Here is an 18802-nt window from a genome sequence, read left to right as displayed (position 1 = left end):
TACGACAAAAGAAATGATGGTGCTTTTAATATAGCTGGAACTATCCAAGATTGTGTATCAAGGTTCTCAAAAAAAGGAAATAGCTAAATAAGTACGGATAGAATTTATAATATCATCGAAAATCATCAAAACAACAAGAATTATGAATAATAATTTTGATAATGACTTTCATAGTCTTTTAACTGAAATAGTAGAGCTGGCATTTGAATATGTAGATAATAATATTGACGAAGTTGATGTTGTTTATGCTATTGGATTAATTGAAGAAGGATATTTTTTCAAGACGTTTTATAAAATAAATGGGCAATTAGCAAAGTCACACAAAGTAAATGATATATCTAAAAAACAGTACGATATTTCAAGTACAAGAGCATTTAATTTATTAAACCTTGGAAATGAAATTTTAATGAAGATAGAAAACCTGTTTATGAATTGCAACAGAGAAATTCCAACGATACTTAAATTAGTATACTTCCCTAAAACGGGTAACTTTGAAAGTTACTTTGGGTATGAAAGAAATTTTTCACATTCTACGACCAAAACAGCTCAGGATATTTATGAGGAATGGTATCGCAATGAAGGTGTTTTGTAACCAGATTGAGATTAGTTGCATGAGTATCATTTTATATATACCAAAATATACCCGACGATTTTGGATGTCAGGATTTATACTGTGCAAAATAAATGTTAGGATAGGGCAAAATATGAGTAAGATTAAATCATTAATATATTTGCATTGTATAGATAATGGCAAGATTCTATATTATACTGATTATAGTAAATCAAAAGAAGAAACATGTGCTATTAAAAAATGTGGTTAACAGAATCTGTTAAAGATAGAGACATACGGGGAAGGAATCCTCGCACTCCTGCTACTGCTGGCTTTGGCTTATCTGTATTGCTATTATCGGTAAACTGTAGGGAAAGGTGTCAATGTGAATTTCGTTTGGGAGCAATCTCTTGATAATTAGAAAAATCGGTTATGTAAGATGATATTAAAAACAGGAAAATCATTATATCTTCGCATTTGGCAGGATGCACTCTATAATATTCGGAAGCACAATCCCGAAGATTACAAATGGATGTCGCTTGTTTTCATTTCTATGGGGAATGCACTTAACATACTGTCGCTACTCATATTGCTGCACTTGATTGTCGGCACTCCCATATTGTTGTTCCAATATGTGCATGCCGATTTTAGTAGCATCCAGCCAATAGACAGTTTCATGAAATTTTTTATTCAGTTTTTCCTGTTGCCACTTCTGTTGAACTATTATTTTATATTTTACAGAAAGAAATATGTTACACTTTTAAATGTTACCGAAAAACATCATCGAGGGCGATTATTCGCCTCTTATATGATAGTCTCAATCATGATGCTTGGCTTCATGGTGATTCTTTCCTATATAATATTGTGATTAAAAGTATTCTCAATTTGGGTAAACTATATTACCATCTCGAATTTGGGGAATAATATATGCTTTGGAAAAGGAGAATAGAGAATAGTCATAAACAATTAAATGCAATCTCTAAGTCGTGTCAATGGCTATTATGATAGTTTTTTGTGTAAACTCTGCTGTTTTTCTTGATTTACATCAACGTTGTGTGTAAATTTTGCTATTTTTCTAAAAATATTCGTTTAAAGTTTTGGCAGTTTGGATATAATGCTGTACTTTTGCATCCGCTTTCGCCTGATAACGGCGTAGCACTAAAGAAAGAGTTCTTTGAAAAGATTTACATAGACAGAGAAGTAGTACAAGAGCGACTCTTCCGTATTTTTGATATGGTGAGAGTCGGGTAAAAGAAACGAACCGTCAATATGATATTGAGACAGGTATTCTTTAGACCATGAATGCTAATCCTACGAGCGAAGGTATATTAGTTCCTTATTATGGGACACAGACAGATTTTACAATGTAGAGTTTGATCCTGGCTCAGGATGAACGCTAGCTACAGGCTTAACACATGCAAGTCGCGGGGCAGCATGGGGATTGCTTGCAATCCCTGATGGCGACCGGCGCACGGGTGAGTAACACGTATCCAACCTTCTCCTTACAACGGGATAACCCGGCGAAAGTCGGACTAATACCGTATGGTATCCGACGCAGGCATCTAACTCGGATTAAAGGTTCAGCGGTAAGGAATGGGGATGCGTCTGATTAGGCAGTTGGCGGGGTAACGGCCCACCAAACCGACGATCAGTAGGGGTTCTGAGAGGAAGGTCCCCCACATTGGAACTGAGACACGGTCCAAACTCCTACGGGAGGCAGCAGTGAGGAATATTGGTCAATGGGCGGAAGCCTGAACCAGCCAAGTAGCGTGCAGGATGACGGCCCTATGGGTTGTAAACTGCTTTTATACGGGGATAAAGTGGGTCACGTGTGGCCTTTTGCAGGTACCGTATGAATAAGGACCGGCTAATTCCGTGCCAGCAGCCGCGGTAATACGGAAGGTCCGGGCGTTATCCGGATTTATTGGGTTTAAAGGGAGCGTAGGCCGCTTGTCAAGCGTGTTGTGAAATGTAGATGCTCAACATCTGAATTGCAGCGCGAACTGGCGAGCTTGAGTATGCACAACGTAGGCGGAATTCGTCGTGTAGCGGTGAAATGCTTAGATATGACGAAGAACTCCGATTGCGAAGGCAGCTTACGGGAGCATTACTGACGCTGAAGCTCGAAAGTGCGGGTATCGAACAGGATTAGATACCCTGGTAGTCCGCACGGTAAACGATGGATGCCCGTTGTATGGTCTTCGGACCATGTGACCAAGCGAAAGCATTAAGCATCCCACCTGGGGAGTACGCCGGCAACGGTGAAACTCAAAGGAATTGACGGGGGCCCGCACAAGCGGAGGAACATGTGGTTTAATTCGATGATACGCGAGGAACCTTACCCGGGCTTGAATTGCAGAGGAAAGATCCAGAGATGGTGATGCCCTTCGGGGCCTCTGTGAAGGTGCTGCATGGTTGTCGTCAGCTCGTGCCGTGAGGTGTCGGCTTAAGTGCCATAACGAGCGCAACCCCTTTTCCCAGTTGCCATCGGGTAATGCCGGGCACTCCGGGGATACTGCCGCCGCAAGGTGTGAGGAAGGTGGGGATGACGTCAAATCAGCACGGCCCTTACGTCCGGGGCTACACACGTGTTACAATGGCCGGTACAGAGCGTCGGTCGTATGCAAATACGATCCAATCCTTAAAACCGGTCTCAGTTCGGACTGGGGTCTGCAACCCGACCCCACGAAGCTGGATTCGCTAGTAATCGCGCATCAGCCATGGCGCGGTGAATACGTTCCCGGGCCTTGTACACACCGCCCGTCAAGCCATGAAAGCCGGGGGCGCCTGAAGTCCGCGACCGCGAGGACCGGCCTAGGGCGAAACCGGTGATTGGGGCTAAGTCGTAACAAGGTAGCCGTACCGGAAGGTGCGGCTGGAACACCTCCTTTCTGGAGCCGTGGGTTTTAGCATGGTATGTTGGATACCTGTATGGTTCGTTTTTTTTTCTTGTACTTCTCTATCTGTTTAAAAAATAAGAGAAAAGGGAAGCCGGGCGGTCCAGCCCAGAGGCCTGAACACCGCCGGACAGAGTCCTATAGCTCAGTTGGTCAGAGCGCCACACTGATAATGTGGAGGTCGGCAGTTCAAGTCTGCCTGGGACTACTCTGTAGTGTAAACCCTTGCGGGGGATTAGCTCAGCTGGCTAGAGCGCTTGCATGGCATGCAAGAGGTCAACGGTTCGAATCCGTTATTCTCCACAACAGTGGGTATAGGTAGTAAGTGATGAATCCATGGGTCAACAACTCATGAACTTACAGACTTACGTACTTACAGACTCACATCCGATCTTTGACATATTGACACAAGCAAGACTGTAGAATATAACAACAGTACAAAGTATGAGCATCCAAATTTATTTTGGTGCCGTGAAAGTAAGTAAGGGCGTATGGCGGATGCCTAGGCTCATGGAGGCGATGAAGGACGTGATAAGCTGCGATAAGCTGCGGGTAGATGCAAATAATCTTTGATCCGCGGATTTCCGAATGGGACAACCCGGCCGTCTGAAGGACGGTCATCCCCGCTGTGCGGGGAGGCTAACCGAGGGAACTGAAACATCTTAGTACCTCGAGGAAAAGAAAATAAATGAATGATTCCCCCAGTAGTGGCGAGCGAACGGGGAACAGCCCAAACCCCGGTTGTGGCAACGCATCCGGGGGGTTGTAGGACCACGCCGTTGTACCTTGCGTGTGAGAGGAACCGTCTGGAAAGCCGGACCGTAGCGGGTGACAGTCCCGTACTCGAAGCACAATGGGGCATAGTGGTATCCTGAGTAACGCGGAACACGAGGAATTCTGCGCGAATCCGCCGGGACCATCCGGTAAGGCTAAATACTCCCATGAGACCGATAGTGAACCAGTACCGTGAGGGAAAGGTGAAAAGCACTTCGATGAGAAGAGTGAAACAGTTCCTGAAACCATACGCCTACAAGCGGTCGGAGCTCAGTAATGAGTGACGGCGTGCCTTTTGCATAATGAACCTACGAGTTACCGTCACCGGCAAGGTTAAGGTGTTCAGCACCCGAGCCGCAGTGAAAGCGAGCCTGAACAGGGCGTATAGTCGGTGGTGGTAGACGCGAAACCAAGTGATCTACACTTGACCAGGTTGAAGTCCCGGTAACACGGGATGGAGGACCGCACCAATAAGCGTTGAAAAGCTTCTGGATGAGTTGAGTGTAGGAGTGAAAGGCCAATCAAACTTGGAGATAGCTCGTACTCCCCGAAAGGCATTTAGGTGCCGCGTACAGTGTTCTCCGTGAGAGGTAGAGCGACCGATAGGTCAAGAGGGCTTCACCGCCTATCGCGACCTGACGAACTCCGAATGCTCACGGACCGGAGCTGTGCAGTAAGGGGGCGGGTGCTAAGGTCCGTCCCCGAGAGGAGAAGAATCCAGACCGTCGTCTAAGGTCCCGGAATTCTGCCTGAGTTAGTCTAACGAAGTCTGGTCCCCGTGACAGCCAGGATGTTGGCTTGGAAGCAGCCATTCATTCAAAGAGTGCGTAACAGCTCACTGGTCGAGGGTCCGGGCATGGATAATAATCGGGTATAAGGCAGATACCGAAGGCACGGGATAGTATTAAAGAAAGTATCGGTAGGGGAGCATTCCATCGGCGTCGAATGGTTTACGTAAGTATTCCTGGAGCTTATGGAAAAGCAAATGTAGGTATAAGTAACGATAAGAAGGGTAAGATTCCCTTCCGCCGTAAGACTAAGGTTTCCCGGGCAATGCCAATCATCCCGGGGTTAGTCGGGTCCTAAGTCTCAGCCGAATGGCGATGGCGATGGCAGACACGGTCAATATTCCGTGACTACCAATGGGAGCGACGTGGAGACGGAGCAGTGACACAGCCGCGGACTGACGGAAATGTCCGTTGAAGGGTGTAGGCGTTGATGGGAGCAGGCAAATCCACTTCCAGAGCCGAACCTGAGAGTATGGAGCCCTCCTCGGAGGAATCCAATAGCGCTGGTAACCATACTTCCAAGAAAATCCGCTAAGCATATTCCATTGGTACCCGTACCGTAAACGGACACACGTAGTCGGGTAGAACATACTAAGGCGTTGAGAGATTCATGGTTAAGGAACTAGGCAAACTGACCCTGTAACTTCGGGATAAAGGGTCCTCATAGGAATATGAGGCGCAGAGAATAGGTCCAGGCAACTGTTTAACAAAAACACAGGGCTGTGCTAACTCGAAAGATGATGTATACAGCCTGACACCTGCCCGGTGCCGGAAGGTTAAGAGGAGATGTCACCAGCAATGGGAAGCATTGAATTGAAGCCCCGGTAAACGGCGGCCGTAACTATAACGGTCCTAAGGTAGCGAAATTCCTTGTCGGGTAAGTTCCGACCTGCACGAATGGTGTAATGATCCGGACGCTGTCTCAATCATGATCTCAGTGAAATTGTAGTATCGGTGAAGATGCCGATTACCCGCGATGGGACGAAAAGACCCCGTGAACCTTTACTACAGCTTAGCATTGACCTTGGTCATCCGATGTGTAGGATAGGCCGGAGGCTTCGAAGCGTGTGCGCCAGCATGCGTGGAGCCATCCTTGAAATACGGCCCTTTGGCTGTCTGAGGTCTAACGCGCTGCTGCGCGGACACTGCTTGGTGGGTAGTTTGACTGGGGTGGTCGCCTCCAAAAGCGTAACGGAGGCTTCCAAAGGTGCCCTCAGGTCGATTGGTAACCGACCTTTTAGAGTGCAATGGCATAAGGGCGCTTGACTGGGAGGCAGACATGCCGAGCAGGCAGGAAACTGGGGCATAGTGATCCGGCGGACGTGTATGGAAACTCCGTCGCTCAAAGGATAAAAGGTACTCCGGGGATAACAGGCTGATCCCCCCCAAGAGCTCATATCGACGGGGTGGTTTGGCACCTCGATGTCGGCTCGTCACATCCTGGGGCTGGAGAAGGTCCCAAGGGTTGGGCTGTTCGCCCATTAAAGTGGCACGCGAGCTGGGTTCAGAACGTCGTGAGACAGTTCGGTCTCTATCTATCGTGGGCGCAGGAGTTTTGCGTGGTGCCGACACTAGTACGAGAGGACCGTGTTGGACAGACCTCCGGTTTACCGGTTGTGCCGCCAGGCGCACCGCCGGGTATCTGAGTCTGGATTGGATAAGCGCTGAAAGCATCTAAGCGCGAAGCCAGCCGCAAGATTAGAACTCCACATGAGGGCCGTCGCAGACGACGACGTTGATAGGGTGCAGGTGTAAAGACGGCGACGTCAAAGCCGAGCACTACTAATTGCCCGATACTTTCATGGCAGCGTGCTTCTACTTTGTACGGTGAGCCTTCCCTTTGGGGGAGGTAATTATGACAGTCATTTGCTTGTGTGCAATAGTCAACCCCATATCAGGTGGCTATGGCGGCGGTGTCCCACCTCTTCCCATTCCGAACAGAGAAGTTAAGCCCGCCTGCGCCGATGGTACTGCAATGCAATGCGGGAGAGTAGGTGGCCGCCTTCTTTAACGGGAGCCTCGATTACAGATGTAGTCGGGGCTCTTTTTGTGTTTGTATCTCTTGTGAAGGTGGTAAAAATATATCTTAATAGTTTTGATAAACTTTTACATTAGGTCCTTTTGAAAATATAAAAAGCGTTTATAATCAGTGCTTTATGCGTTTTTTATTCTTTGTTTTCAGATGTTTTTTGTACCTTTGCATTGATAAGAATAAGGATAACACTTCTTGTTGTATTAGAAGAGTTGTTCGCTAAGGTATCTAACGGAATCGAGGATATTGGTAACGCTTTTTCTCAATAGCCATATTCGTGTGCATTTTTGCTTTTCTTCTTGCACAGGTTCCATAAATAAAACAAAATGGAGAGAATAAAGAAAGTTGTATTTTTATTTTTACTTATCTTTGCGTCATTTCAGGTGACGGGCCTTGCGGCAAATGGTTTAAAAGCTGTACCTAACAGTAAACAAGTGGATTGGAATCCGGTGATGGATGCCATTATCCAAGTAGAGAGCAGAGGAGATTCGAAAGCCAAGAGTGGTAATTCGGTTGGTGCAATGCAAATTACACCGATTTTAGTTGCTGAATGTAATCAGATTCTTAAGCGAAAGAAAAGCAAGAAGAGATTTAAGTTGTCTGATCGGTTCAGTATTTCGAAGTCCAAGGAAATGTTTATACTTTTCCAGTCTGCACATAACCCTTTGAACGACATCGAAAGAGCTATACGCTCATGGAACGGTGGTCTTCACTTTAGTGTCAAGCGAACGCAGCGATATTTAGAGAAGGTTATGAACGTCATGAAATAAATTATTATTTCTATAAAATCCAGTCAGTAGATTGATGCTACTGACTGGATTTTTCCTTTTATAGCGTAAACAATCTAATAAATCTTAAAATCGTGTTGTATACTCAACTTTTGCACTATATTTGTATACTAATAGATATAAACTATAAATTGATAAGAATATGACATTAATTATTGTTGTGGTAGTCGTTGTACTACTTCTTGTATGGGGTGTAAGCCTTTATAATAACTTGGTGAAGCTGCGCAATAACCGCGAGAATGCCTTCGCAAACATTGATGTACAGTTGAAGCAGCGTCATGATTTAGTGCCACAGCTTGTGGCAACGGTAAAAGGATATGCCAATCATGAGAAAGAGGTGTTCCAGCGTGTTACAGAAGCACGTGCGGCAGCGATGGGCGCTACCTCTGTCAATGACAAGGTACAGGCAGAAAATGCTTTGACCGGCGCTTTGGCTGGACTGAAAGTTTCTCTGGAAGCTTATCCGGAACTGAAGGCAAATGAGAACTTCCTCCAGTTACAAAACGAGCTTTCCGATATTGAGAACAAGTTGGCGGCAGTACGTCGTTTCTTCAATTCTGCAACGCGCGAATTGAACAATGCTGTTCAGACGTTCCCTTCAAATATCTTTGCCAAGATGTTTGGCTTCCAGAAAGAGCCTATGTTTGAAGTTCTACAGGAGGAGAGAGCCGTTCTAGACAAAGCTCCTGAAGTAAAGTTCTAGGCCGATGAAGTATGTAGGCATGCAGACCCAAATCAGCCGTAACAATGCGTTAAGCGTGTTGTTGCTGCTTATGTTTCCAGTGATTATATTGGGAATGGTTTGGGTGTTCCTTGCTCTTTTAAACTATTTCGGTGGCGGATATTATGATGAGTATGGCAACGTCGTGCATCAGCTGGAAGTCGATACCGTCAATTACTATTTCATAACGAGCATTCCGTGGGTAATTATCGGTGTGTTAGTGTGGTTTGTTATTGCCTATTACAGCAATGCCCGGATGATACAGACAGCTACCGGAGCGCGTCCGCTGAGCAGGCGTGATAATCCTCGTGTATATAATATTGTGGAAAACCTGTGCATGACCTGCAATATGGACATGCCCCAAATCAATATTGTAGACGATGACCAGCTGAATGCTTTTGCCAGCGGAATTGATAAAAAATCATATACGGTCACTGTTACCACGGGTTTGCTCAATCTGCTTACCGACGAAGAGTTGGCCGGTGTACTTGGACATGAACTCACCCATATTCGCAATCACGATACGAAATTGCTGATTACCAGTATCATTTTTGTCGGCATCATCTCTACGGTGATGTCGCTTGTGGTGCGAATGATGTACAATATGATGTGGTATGGGGGCGGTCGGAGCAGTCGCGACGGCGAGAAGAACGGACTTTCTGTTATTGTTATCATGCTGATAGGGGTGGTATGTTGTGCCATAGCCTATTTCTTCACGCTTATTACTCGATTTGCAATATCCCGTAAGCGTGAATATATGGCTGATGCGGGTGGGGCAGAACTGTGTGGCAATCCGCTAGCTCTTGCTTCTGCCTTGCGTAAGATTTCGGCCGATCCGGGACTTGATAACGTCAAGCGTGCAGACGTGGCACAGCTCTTTATTATTCAGCCCGACGAAATGGAGCAGGGATTAATGGCTTTTATGAATTCTCTGTTCAGCACTCATCCCGATACAGCCAAGCGCATACAAATTCTGGAACAGTTTTAGGAAATGAATCAATTAAAGTGTCTCTTGACCACAGTGTTGGTCGTCTCTTCGCTATCTATGGAAGCGCAATCAGTGAAGTACAGCCCGTTTCAGCATTATACCGAGCGTATCAAGGAGTTTGATAGCATGGCGCCTATTGATAGTTCGTCCATTGTCATGTTGGGCAACAGCCTGACAGAGAATGGAGGCGACTGGAATGCCCGGTTGGATGGCAAGCGCATTAAGAACCGTGGCATCTCCGGTGATGATGCCGAAGGTATCAAGCATCGCCTGGTTCAGATACTTCCCGGTCGTCCGAAAGCGATTTTCCTGATGGTGGGAGTCAATGATTTAAGTCATCAGCTGACACCTCGGCAGGTGTTTGATAATATCTGTTCGGTGATAGAGCAGATTCGTAGCGAGTCTCCACAGACCCGTTTGTTCGTCCAAAGTCTGCTTCCTATCAATGAGTCGTTTGGCCGATGGAAGACGCTGGAAGGCAAAACCGATGATATTCCGGTCATCAATCGGCTGCTGAAGCAGTATTGTCAGAAGCATGATATTACCTATATCAATCTCTTTAAGCAGTTTGTACGCCATAGTACGAACGAACTGAGAGCCTCCCTCTCAGTCGACGGTCTGCATCTGTCCTCAATAGGTTATAAGATTTGGGCCTTTGAGTTGCGACGCTATATACGGGACTTGGAATAAGTCGGAAAGGCTGTGTGTAATAGACTTGGCCAGCGTTTGGTGCATGGTCGCGTTGCCTGATAGTCAGCTTGGCTAGCCATGAATGTATCACCCTGCATACTGCAAGGCTTCGGCAGTGCTGCTGCAAAGCCTTTGCAGCCTTGTTGCATGGGCTTGTCAGCGATGCTGTCCGGCCTTTGCAGTAAATTCAGAGTTACGTAAAAGAAAAGTCCAATGTATATCCTTGGGATGTACATTGGACTTTATGTTTGTTCGGTATGTGAACTGATTACATGTTCATACCGCCGTCAATCTGGATAACCTGGCCAGTTACATAGCTTGAAAGGTCTGAAGCCAAGTAAACTGCTGTGTTTGCGATGTCCTCTACCGTACCTCCACGGCGCAATGGAATCTTGTTGGTCCATTCCTTACGGATGTTCTCAGGCAGCGACTGCGTCATAGCTGTGTCGATGAAACCGGGAGCAATGGCATTGGCACGGATACCCTTGGGGCCCATTTCCTGTGCTACGCTCTTGGCCAAAGCTATCAAGCCTGCTTTGGAAGCAGCATAGTTGCTCTGGCCTGCGTTGCCGTGAACGCCCACTACAGAAGCCATGTTGATGATAGAACCCTGGCGCTGACGCATCATGACAGGCACACAGGCGTGGATGAAGTTGAATGCGCTCTTGAGGTTTACTGCGATTACGGCATCCCACTGCTGCTCAGTCATACGCAGCATCAGTCCGTCTTTGGTAATGCCGGCATTGTTAATCAAAATATCAATAGAGCCGAATTCTTCCTTTACCTTGTTCACCACTTCTTCGCTCTCAGCAAAGTTGGCTGCATTGCTTGCATATCCTTTTGCCTTCACACCCTTAGCTGCAATCTCACGTTCTGTAGCCAATCCGCCATGCTCTTCGTCGATAACGAGGTCGGTGAAAGCGATGTTAGCGCCTTCTTCGGCAAACTTCAAGGCGATAGCCTTGCCAATTCCACGTGCAGCGCCTGTAATCAGGGCTGTCTTACCTGTTAATAATCCCATTGCTTAATTGTTTTATTGTTTTATAATAAATATCTGTTTCCTATTTTTGTTTGGATTTTCCGAGTGCCCCGTAAACAACCTTAGCCACCAGGGGCTTGCTGCTCTCTTCTGTCAGTCCGTGTCCTAATCGTCCATAGATGAAAGGCACTTCCAGTCCTTTGATACAATAATGGGTGATGTCGGCCACCAGTTCCACATCCTCAATGTCAAACTCGCCGTCGTTTTTCCCGTCCTGATATACTTTGCGGAAAAGTTCTATTTCGTCTTCATCGAAATTCTTCCTCACCTTTTCCACCATCCAAATGTTCCTGAAGAACTCTGCTCGCAGATTTCCATTTCTTACCACGGTCTCGCGTATCATGCTCAGATGCGTGTATATCAGCTCAATAATTTTATCCTGAGGACGAATCTTGAGTGCAGCCACTTCGTCGAGTCTGTCTGACAGACGCTCCAATTCCGACTCGATGACAGCCGAGTAAACATCCTCTTTCCTGCTGAAATAGGTGTAAAGAGTTCTGCGTCCCTTGCCCGATGCAAGGGCAATGTCGTTCATAGTCGTATTTGCAATGCCGTTTTTGGCAAATAGTTGTCTGGCGACATCTACAAGTTTCTGTCTGGTTTTCGATATAGACATCTGTTGATTCCTCCTATATTTCTGTTGTTTGCACATTGTGTTGTACTGTGCAAATGTAATAGAATTCTGTCATACAGCCAAATTCTATGCGTTGTTTTACCCCTTTTAACGAAAAAACTGCTCTAACATTTGGTCATATCAAATAAAAGTCCTACCTTTGCACTCGCAATCCAGCAAGGGGTTGATTATTAATATCGCGGAGTGGAGCAGTTGGTAGCTCGCCAGGCTCATAACCTGGAGGTCGCATGTTCGAGTCTTGCCTCCGCAACTGTAAAGTCCGAAAGTTATCTTACTGATAAACTTTCGGACTTTTTCTTTTTTGTTTCCCCTATTTAGGGGGATGACTTTTCTTGCAAGGCAATTCTTACCGTCCGGTTTTTCCGATGCCTGCGGGTCTCTTTTTCTCCAGTTTGATAAGCAGAAGACCTATACCAGTCCATGCAAGTTCTCGCAATCTGACGAGCAAGGCTACGAAGATGCCTGCACTGGCTGTAATGCCTAAGGCCGTGGTAGACATGAGAAAACCGCCTTCACGGCCTCCTAATTGCAGGGGAATGAAGAATAGCAGATTGGCAAAGAGGGTGGTGAAGGCAATGATAAGGATACATTGCAGATAGTTGACCTGGGGCATGAGTACCAGTAGTATGAAGAAAACTTCAAGTGCCGAACAGATACGGCAGCTCAATTCCAGCAGTACTGCCGACACGAACGTCTTGGGATTTTGCTTGTGTAAGGCTGCTATCTGGCTGTCAATCGTGTCTAGTTGTTCGCGATGTTGCTCGATGAAAGGTTGTGCCCACCTCTTCAAGATGGGGATGTGGCGCAACAGGTTCATGGCTCTCACGGCTAGGCCCTTGCGGTATCCGGAGGTGAAAAACCATATACCGAGTAGACAGAAAGCTCCGGTGGCAAGCAGTAGGCAGCCCATCAGGAAGTTGACGTGCTGCGTAAAGATATATAAGAAGATGGAAATAAGCCAGAACCAGAAATGGCTGAAGATATGCGTCATGGCGTAGAGGATGACTGATGACGAGGCGCGCTCAGTTCCTATTTTCGGTGCTAGCGACATGATACGATAGGGTTCGCCTCCCATCAGTCCACCCGGTGTGGCGTAGTTGAGGGCAAATCCCGATACCGTAATCTTGTATAGCCACCAGAATGATACCGGCGAGCGCTTGCCATTGCCTTCTGTCTTGTCTTGGCTGTGGATGATGATATACCATGCTCCTGCATTGAAACAATAGAGGAACAGCCATAATAGCAGCACGGCGAAGAACCAATAACCGGCATGTTTCAGTCCGTTCCATACCGCGGCAAAGTCGAGTTGCGTCACCATAATGGCTAGCACGGCGATGCCGAAGGCAAAGAATGCGTTCTGATATTTCTTGTTCATGACTCTTCTTGTGTGTCGGTATTTGTCGTTGGTTTGCCCTGTGGTTTACGGGAAGTGCCGTTCTCATGCTTCTTTGGGATGGAGAACCTCACTTTCTCGCTCTCGTCTCGTCTTTCGTGATAGAGTTTCGGAAGCGGATGAGACAATGGCTCGTCGTAACGTTGACGGTTGCGGAATATGTCTATGGCCAGGAAGATGGCATGTCTGAAGGCGGTTTCGTCGACCACTCCCTGTCCGGCTATGCTGAAGCAAGGAGTCATATCAGGCGATGTGGTGACGATAGGGATACCGGCTGCAAACTTCACGTTCCTTTCGTCAGTGAGTGCTTTGAACGGTGCGATGCCCTGATCGTGATACATGCCCAGAATGCCATCGAACTCGTCGTAGGCTCCCGAACCAAAGAACGTAGTGGCTGTGTATGGGCCGAATGCCTGTATTCCCTGACTTGCGAGTTCGTTGATGGCCGGTTCGATGATTTCCTTTTCTTCAGTACCCAGCTCACCTTCTTTATTGATGGCATTCAGCGAGAGTACCGCAATACGTGGATTGGAAATATTGAAATCTCTGCGCAATGCTTCAAAGAAAAGTGTTGCCTTGCGCTGTATGTTGTCTTTTGTGATGTCTGACGCAATATCTTTGAAAGCACAGCGATTTGATACGGTAGCAATGCGCAGGTCGTCGTGAACACATATAATCATAGACTTCTTGCCATCGCCCAGGCTTGTCTCTATATATTCGGCATGGCCGGGAAACTTAAATCCCTCTGCCTCGATGTTACCGCATGATAGGGGAGCTGTCACCAGGACGTCGTAGAGGTCTTTGCGATAGTCGGTCATGGCGCAGTCGAGTGCTTTGAGAGCTGCTTTCCCGCTTTCCGGTGTAGGCTGCCCCATGTCTACTTTCACCTCTTCGTCGAAACAGGGAATCAGGTTGATGCGTCCGTCTTCTATTTCCTCGGCGCTGTTGACGATGCTGAAATTAGTCTGTATGTCCAGAGCTTTGCGATGATAGGCTGCTGTTTTGGGCGAACCATATATGATAGGCGTACACAGCTCCAACATTTCTGGTTCTGCAAAGGTCTTGAATATGAGTTCATATCCGATTCCGTTGGTGTCGCCGTGTGTGATAGCCACACGGATTTTTCTATTTTCGTTCATTTCTTTTATATTGATGTTGTTCAATCCTCGGCTTTCGTCTTGAAGGTGAAGAGTATAGCTTCAGACTGTCTGATTAAGTTTCTTTTCTTCGTTTCGGGCGCATATACGAATGCTTCGGCAACAACAAGCCTGTGACGGATGTTGTCGGTTTTTATACGGCAAACGAACGGTCCGCCCATGTCATCGCCTTTCATGTCCCACAATCCACGAATGAATTGTCGGAAGACGAGCGATTCCGCAACTGTCTGCATGTACATAGAGTCGGTCTCGCCCTTAATGTTTTCTCGCATCACACTGTCTCTTATGTGGGTAAACATTTCGGGTGTGATGGTCTTTTCTGTAGTATTCTGTGGGAGCGTGTAGACACATAAGCCTTGCATCCCTGTTGTAGTGGTGGTGGATAACCACACGAAATCCTTTCCCCATTTACTCGCAGTCATGTCGGCTGGAATCCACATCGTGATACCAAGGCGGCTTCGTAGTAATTTTTCCGCTTTAGTATAGCGCTTGACCTTGAGTTGTGCCACGGTATGTTGTATCTCATGGCGGAGCAGCATGTTTCTTACTTTCAGCCCTAATAGGCTTTGCTTCTCTTTCAATGTGCTTGCCGATGGGGCAGAGACATGGATTATTAATTGAGGAGAAGCGTATACATTGCGCTCGATTTTAAGTCCCACTCGTGAATATTGTGCAGAGTCTATGGAAACTCTTACGATATTGCGGGCATTTTGTGTGATGGCATTGAGTGTAGTCGTAGATAATGTGGAAACATCGAACGACGGCTCCGGTTGTGGGAGAGCTTCCACGTCTGCCGTGAGCATACAGTACACAATGCTGTCTTGATCGCCCGTGAGCAACACCTCGTATGGGCGGCCACCACTCTTGGGAAGCAGGCCGTTGCGACCTTGGCATGCAGCCAGTAATGCTCCCACGAGAATCAGCACAATTTTAAGATGTGCTTTCATCCTTTCTCATTTCACCAATCTTCTTGGCTGTACTTAGCAATCCGCAGGCTGCAAAGATATCCTGTCCTCTGCTAGCTCTGATGGTGGTGAAGATGCCGTGAGCCGTCAGATAGTCACGGAATGCTTCCATTTTTTTCTCATCAGTGCCATGTAAGGGTACGTCGGGAATCTGGTGGAAGCGTATCAGGTTGATGCGACACTCTATTCCCTGAAGTAGTTTGAGAATTTCTCGCGCATGTGTCATGGAATCGTTAATGCCGCCGAACATGATGTATTCGAACGACAGACGACGCTGGTGAGAGAAGTCGTAGTTGCGAAGCAAGTCGACAATCTCTTGGATGCTTATGCCTTTCTGTGCCGGCATCAGTTGAACTCGCTGCTCGGCCATAGGTGTGTGCATGCTGATAGCTACATGGCAATCACTTTCTTCGAGAAATCTCTTTAGTTTGTTCCTGACTCCCACACTGCTGACAGTGATGCGTTTCGGACTCCAGGCGTAAGCGTAATCGGCTGTAAGAATCTCCGTTGTGCGCAACACATTGTCGAGATTGTCCATAGGCTCACCTTGTCCCATGAAGACTATGTTGGTGAGTTTCTCGCGTTCGGGCAGTGAGTATATCTGGTTAAGGATGTCGCGGGCTTCCAAGTTCCCCTCGAATCCTTGTTTTCCTGTCTGACAAAACAGGCAATTCATTTTACAGCCCACTTGTGAAGATACGCAGAGAGTGGCTCTGTCATTGTCGGGAATATAGACCGTTTCTACAAAATTGCCATGCTCGGTAGGGAATAGATACTTGATAGTTCCGTCTTTAGAGTGCTGTGCATCAATCGGTCCGGCACATCCAATTTTATATTTCTCGGACAAATTCTCCCGATTGGCTTTCGAGATATTGGTCATCTCTTCAATCTCTTTGACATGTTGACCATAAATCCACTTGGCCATCTGGCCACCTGTGAAAGATGGCATTCCCAATTCCTTGGCCACTGATTTCAGCTCGGCCAAAGTCATTCCTAGAAGTGATTTTTTTTCACTAATCATCATGCAAAGGTAAATGTTTTCGGTGAGAAAGTATTATCTTTGTGTCAGATTTTAATTGGAAGGGAAGAATATGAGAGAAGAATTACAGTCTGATAAAAACCTACAACAATTTTTTGATAGTCAGTTAGAGGTTTGGGAAGATGCCGGTCAGCGTTTTCGCGATTTGACTAATGTGACAGTGAGAGATTTCGGTATGGTTCGCCTACAGTTCAATCCGGCACGTATGGTAAGCACAGGCGCAAAGATAGATAAGCAGACTTTGCAGGAAAGACCGTGCTTCTTGTGCGCCAAGAATCGACCGGTCGTGCAGACTTCATTGCCGTTTGGTGATGATTTTGAGATATTGATTAATCCTTTTCCAATTCTTCCAGTTCATTTTACGATACCAGCTCGCGTGCATCAACCGCAAAGCATTCAAGGGCATTATAGCACTATGCACCGGTTGTTGGAAGAGCATCCAAGTCTAATGGTGTTTTATAATGGGCCGAAATGTGGAGCAAGCGCACCCGACCATATGCACCTTCAGGCTGGTACGGGATGTGAATTACCGCTTCAAGCTAATTGGGCTACACTCTCAAAGCAGCTTAATGTAGTCTGCGAACTAGCCGGGGGCGACTGTTTAGGAACTGTAGATGGATTCTGTTGTCCATTGTTTGCCATTGTCAGCAAGTCGAGAGAGAATAATGAGAAACTTTTCCAACTACTTTATAAGGTTCTGCTAATACGCGAAGATGAGCCAGAACCTATGATGAATATCGTGTCATGGCGCGATGGCGACAATTATATTTTTGTAATTATCCCACGTGAGAAGCACCGTCCAGATTGCTATTTCGCGGTGGGGGAAGAGCAAATACTTGTGAGTCCGGGAGCTTTGGATATGTCGGGACTAGTGATTACACCACGTTTGGAAGACTATCAAAAGTTGTCGGCTACCGATGCCGAGGGCATCATAGCAGAGTGTGGAATCAGTCGCCATAACATGCAACAAATCGTAGATAAGTTGAAATCTGAAGTTGTCGGAATATCGTCAGTTCAGTCAGTTTTCCATCAACAGCAACCAAACGTATCTGTCGGTATCGTCGGTGCGCACCGGATAGAGTTTACCTTTCATTCTCCTTATTTGGTAAATGAGCAGATGGTAGTGGGAAAACAGGAGGTGACACTTGCTGGGGGTATGATACTATGGAATGGAAAGATATACGAGCAACTATCTTTTTCTCCTCAGCAAGATAGTGCTTCTTTCTCTTTGGAAGATGTGACGATAGGAATCAATTTCCATTGGGAACGTAAAGAGGTACAAACCTTCCTCGGTATCTTGAGATTTACCGTCGATGGCGACCGAATCTGGGCTATCAATGTATTGCCTGTGGAGCAATATCTGGAGAGTGTCATCTCCAGCGAAATGAGTGCTACGTCGAGCCTGGAATTGCTCAAGGCGCATGCTGTTATTTCTCGTAGCTGGCTTCTCGCTCAGATGGAAAAGCGTAATCGGGCAAATGATGAGACAGAGAAAGTTTCGTCATGTACGAGAGACGATGAGCAGTTGATACGTTGGTACGACCGGGAAGACCATACTTTGTTTGATGTTTGTGCCGATGACCATTGCCAGAGATACCAGGGAATAACGAAAGAGACGAGTCCGCATGTAAAAGAAGCGATTCGACAAACGAGTGGTCAGGTGCTTATTTCGAAGGGCGAAATATGTGATGCCCGTTTCTCGAAAAGTTGCGGTGGTGTGATGGAAGAGTTCCAATATTGCTGGGAAGATACGCCGAAAGATTATCTTGTGGCTCTTGCTGATACGGCCAATGAACATGTGTTCCCTGATTTGCGGATAGAGAAAGAGGCCGATAGGTGGATTCGCACGACTCCTGAATCGTTTTGTAATACGCACGATAAACATGTGCTGAGTCAGGTGTTGAATGACTACGACCAAGAGACAACTGATTTCTTTCGTTGGCATGTAGACTATACACAACAGGAACTAAGTGCTTTGATACTGAAGAAAACACAGATAGATTTTGGGCAGATACTCGATTTGCAGGCTGTAGAACGAGGAAAGAGCGGAAGAATATGTAAGTTGCGCATTGTCGGGACTAAGCGAATCTTCACGATAGGCAAGGAACTGGAGATACGCAGGGCCTTGAGCGAGAGCCATCTCTATAGCAGTGCGTTCGTGGTAGATAGATTGGATATGGATGCTAACGGCGTACCCCGGCAGTTCCGTCTCATTGGAGCAGGGTGGGGACACGGTGTCGGTTTGTGCCAGATTGGGGCTGCGGTGATGGGGGAGCAAGGATATCTTTACAATCAGATTTTGCTTCATTATTATCCCGGTGCATCTGTCTGTAGTCTCTATTAGGAG

General features: G+C 46.6%; 11 protein-coding genes, 3 tRNA genes, 3 rRNA genes and 1 pseudogene. 12 read left to right on the top strand and 6 right to left on the bottom strand.

All coding sequences use genetic code 11. From position 1 onward, the window contains the following. Positions 1 to 142 precede the first annotated feature (142 nt). The 10 genes from ACZ42L_RS05580 to ACZ42L_RS05535 all read left to right on the top strand — a co-directional run bounded on the left by ACZ42L_RS05580 (position 143) and on the right by ACZ42L_RS05535 (position 10228). On the top strand, positions 143 to 592 hold the full coding sequence (locus ACZ42L_RS05580) for a hypothetical protein (protein ID WP_464716871.1): 450 nt from the start codon (positions 143 to 145) through the stop codon (positions 590 to 592). Between the two features lie 1319 nt (positions 593 to 1911). After that, positions 1912 to 3441: ribosomal RNA gene (locus ACZ42L_RS05575) — 16S ribosomal RNA — on the top strand. Positions 3442 to 3581: 140 nt separating this feature from the next. Then, a tRNA-Ile gene (locus tag ACZ42L_RS05570) sits at positions 3582 to 3655 on the top strand. Positions 3656 to 3676: 21 nt separating this feature from the next. After that, positions 3677 to 3750, top strand: a tRNA-Ala gene (locus tag ACZ42L_RS05565). Positions 3751 to 3917: 167 nt separating this feature from the next. Further along, a 23S ribosomal RNA gene (locus tag ACZ42L_RS05560) occupies positions 3918 to 6815 on the top strand. Between the two features lie 88 nt (positions 6816 to 6903). Then, positions 6904 to 7016 (top strand): 5S ribosomal RNA (rrf, locus tag ACZ42L_RS05555). Together the 16S, 23S and 5S rRNA genes with 2 tRNA genes alongside form the textbook arrangement of a ribosomal RNA operon. A gap of 351 nt (positions 7017 to 7367) precedes the next feature. After that, on the top strand, positions 7368 to 7811 hold the full coding sequence (locus ACZ42L_RS05550) for a lytic transglycosylase domain-containing protein (protein ID WP_464701354.1): 444 nt from the start codon (positions 7368 to 7370) through the stop codon (positions 7809 to 7811). 160 nt (positions 7812 to 7971) lie between these two features. After that, positions 7972 to 8532, top strand: coding sequence for a LemA family protein (locus tag ACZ42L_RS05545; protein ID WP_464716870.1), 561 nt, complete (start codon positions 7972 to 7974; stop codon positions 8530 to 8532). 4 nt (positions 8533 to 8536) lie between these two features. Further along, complete coding sequence (locus ACZ42L_RS05540) at positions 8537 to 9538, top strand: M48 family metallopeptidase (protein WP_464716869.1); 1002 nt, start codon at positions 8537 to 8539, stop codon at positions 9536 to 9538. 3 nt (positions 9539 to 9541) lie between these two features. Then, positions 9542 to 10228, top strand: coding sequence for a GDSL-type esterase/lipase family protein (locus tag ACZ42L_RS05535; RefSeq protein ID WP_464716868.1), 687 nt, complete (start codon positions 9542 to 9544; stop codon positions 10226 to 10228). Between the two features lie 268 nt (positions 10229 to 10496). Here ACZ42L_RS05535 and fabG read toward each other — a convergent pair whose 3' ends face one another. Beyond that, positions 10497 to 11249 (bottom strand): 3-oxoacyl-[acyl-carrier-protein] reductase, encoded by a 753-nt coding sequence (gene fabG, locus ACZ42L_RS05530; RefSeq protein WP_464701346.1) that lies wholly within the window; start codon positions 11247 to 11249, stop codon positions 10497 to 10499. A gap of 40 nt (positions 11250 to 11289) precedes the next feature. Then, entirely contained in the window at positions 11290 to 11883 is a 594-nt protein-coding gene (locus ACZ42L_RS05525) for a TetR/AcrR family transcriptional regulator (RefSeq protein WP_464701344.1), read from the bottom strand. A gap of 195 nt (positions 11884 to 12078) precedes the next feature. On the opposite strand from ACZ42L_RS05525, the gene ACZ42L_RS05520 reads away from it, so the two are divergent. Continuing rightward, positions 12079 to 12151 (top strand) — tRNA-Met (locus tag ACZ42L_RS05520). 96 nt (positions 12152 to 12247) lie between these two features. Here the strand turns inward: ACZ42L_RS05520 and ACZ42L_RS05515 are convergent. The 4 genes from ACZ42L_RS05515 to rlmN are packed head-to-tail and all read right to left on the bottom strand — an operon-like array spanning position 12248 to position 16437. Beyond that, positions 12248 to 13276, bottom strand: coding sequence for a lysylphosphatidylglycerol synthase transmembrane domain-containing protein (locus ACZ42L_RS05515; RefSeq protein ID WP_464716867.1), 1029 nt, complete (start codon positions 13274 to 13276; stop codon positions 12248 to 12250). Continuing rightward, a complete protein-coding gene (locus ACZ42L_RS05510) occupies positions 13273 to 14433 on the bottom strand; it encodes a PdxA family dehydrogenase (RefSeq protein ID WP_464706996.1) in 1161 nt (386 codons plus the stop codon). Before ACZ42L_RS05510 ends, ACZ42L_RS05515 begins: the two co-directional genes overlap by 4 nt. A 20-nt stretch (positions 14434 to 14453) precedes the next feature. Then, positions 14454 to 15398, bottom strand: coding sequence for a DUF4837 family protein (locus tag ACZ42L_RS05505; RefSeq protein ID WP_464716866.1), 945 nt, complete (start codon positions 15396 to 15398; stop codon positions 14454 to 14456). Next, positions 15382 to 16437, bottom strand: coding sequence for a dual-specificity RNA methyltransferase RlmN (gene rlmN, locus ACZ42L_RS05500; protein ID WP_464716980.1), 1056 nt, complete (start codon positions 16435 to 16437; stop codon positions 15382 to 15384). The genes ACZ42L_RS05505 and rlmN overlap by 17 nt, the downstream gene beginning before the upstream one ends. Positions 16438 to 16528: 91 nt before the next feature. On the opposite strand from rlmN, the pseudogene ACZ42L_RS05495 reads away from it, so the two are divergent. Then, a pseudogene (locus ACZ42L_RS05495) lies at positions 16529 to 18799 on the top strand (DUF4922 domain-containing protein); the annotation flags it as partial. Positions 18800 to 18802: the final 3 nt, after the last annotated feature.

The sequence above is a fragment of the Prevotella mikamonis genome, assembly GCF_055381405.1.
The sequence above is the reverse complement of the archived record's forward strand: the minus strand, read 5'-3'. Positions and strand labels throughout refer to the sequence as shown.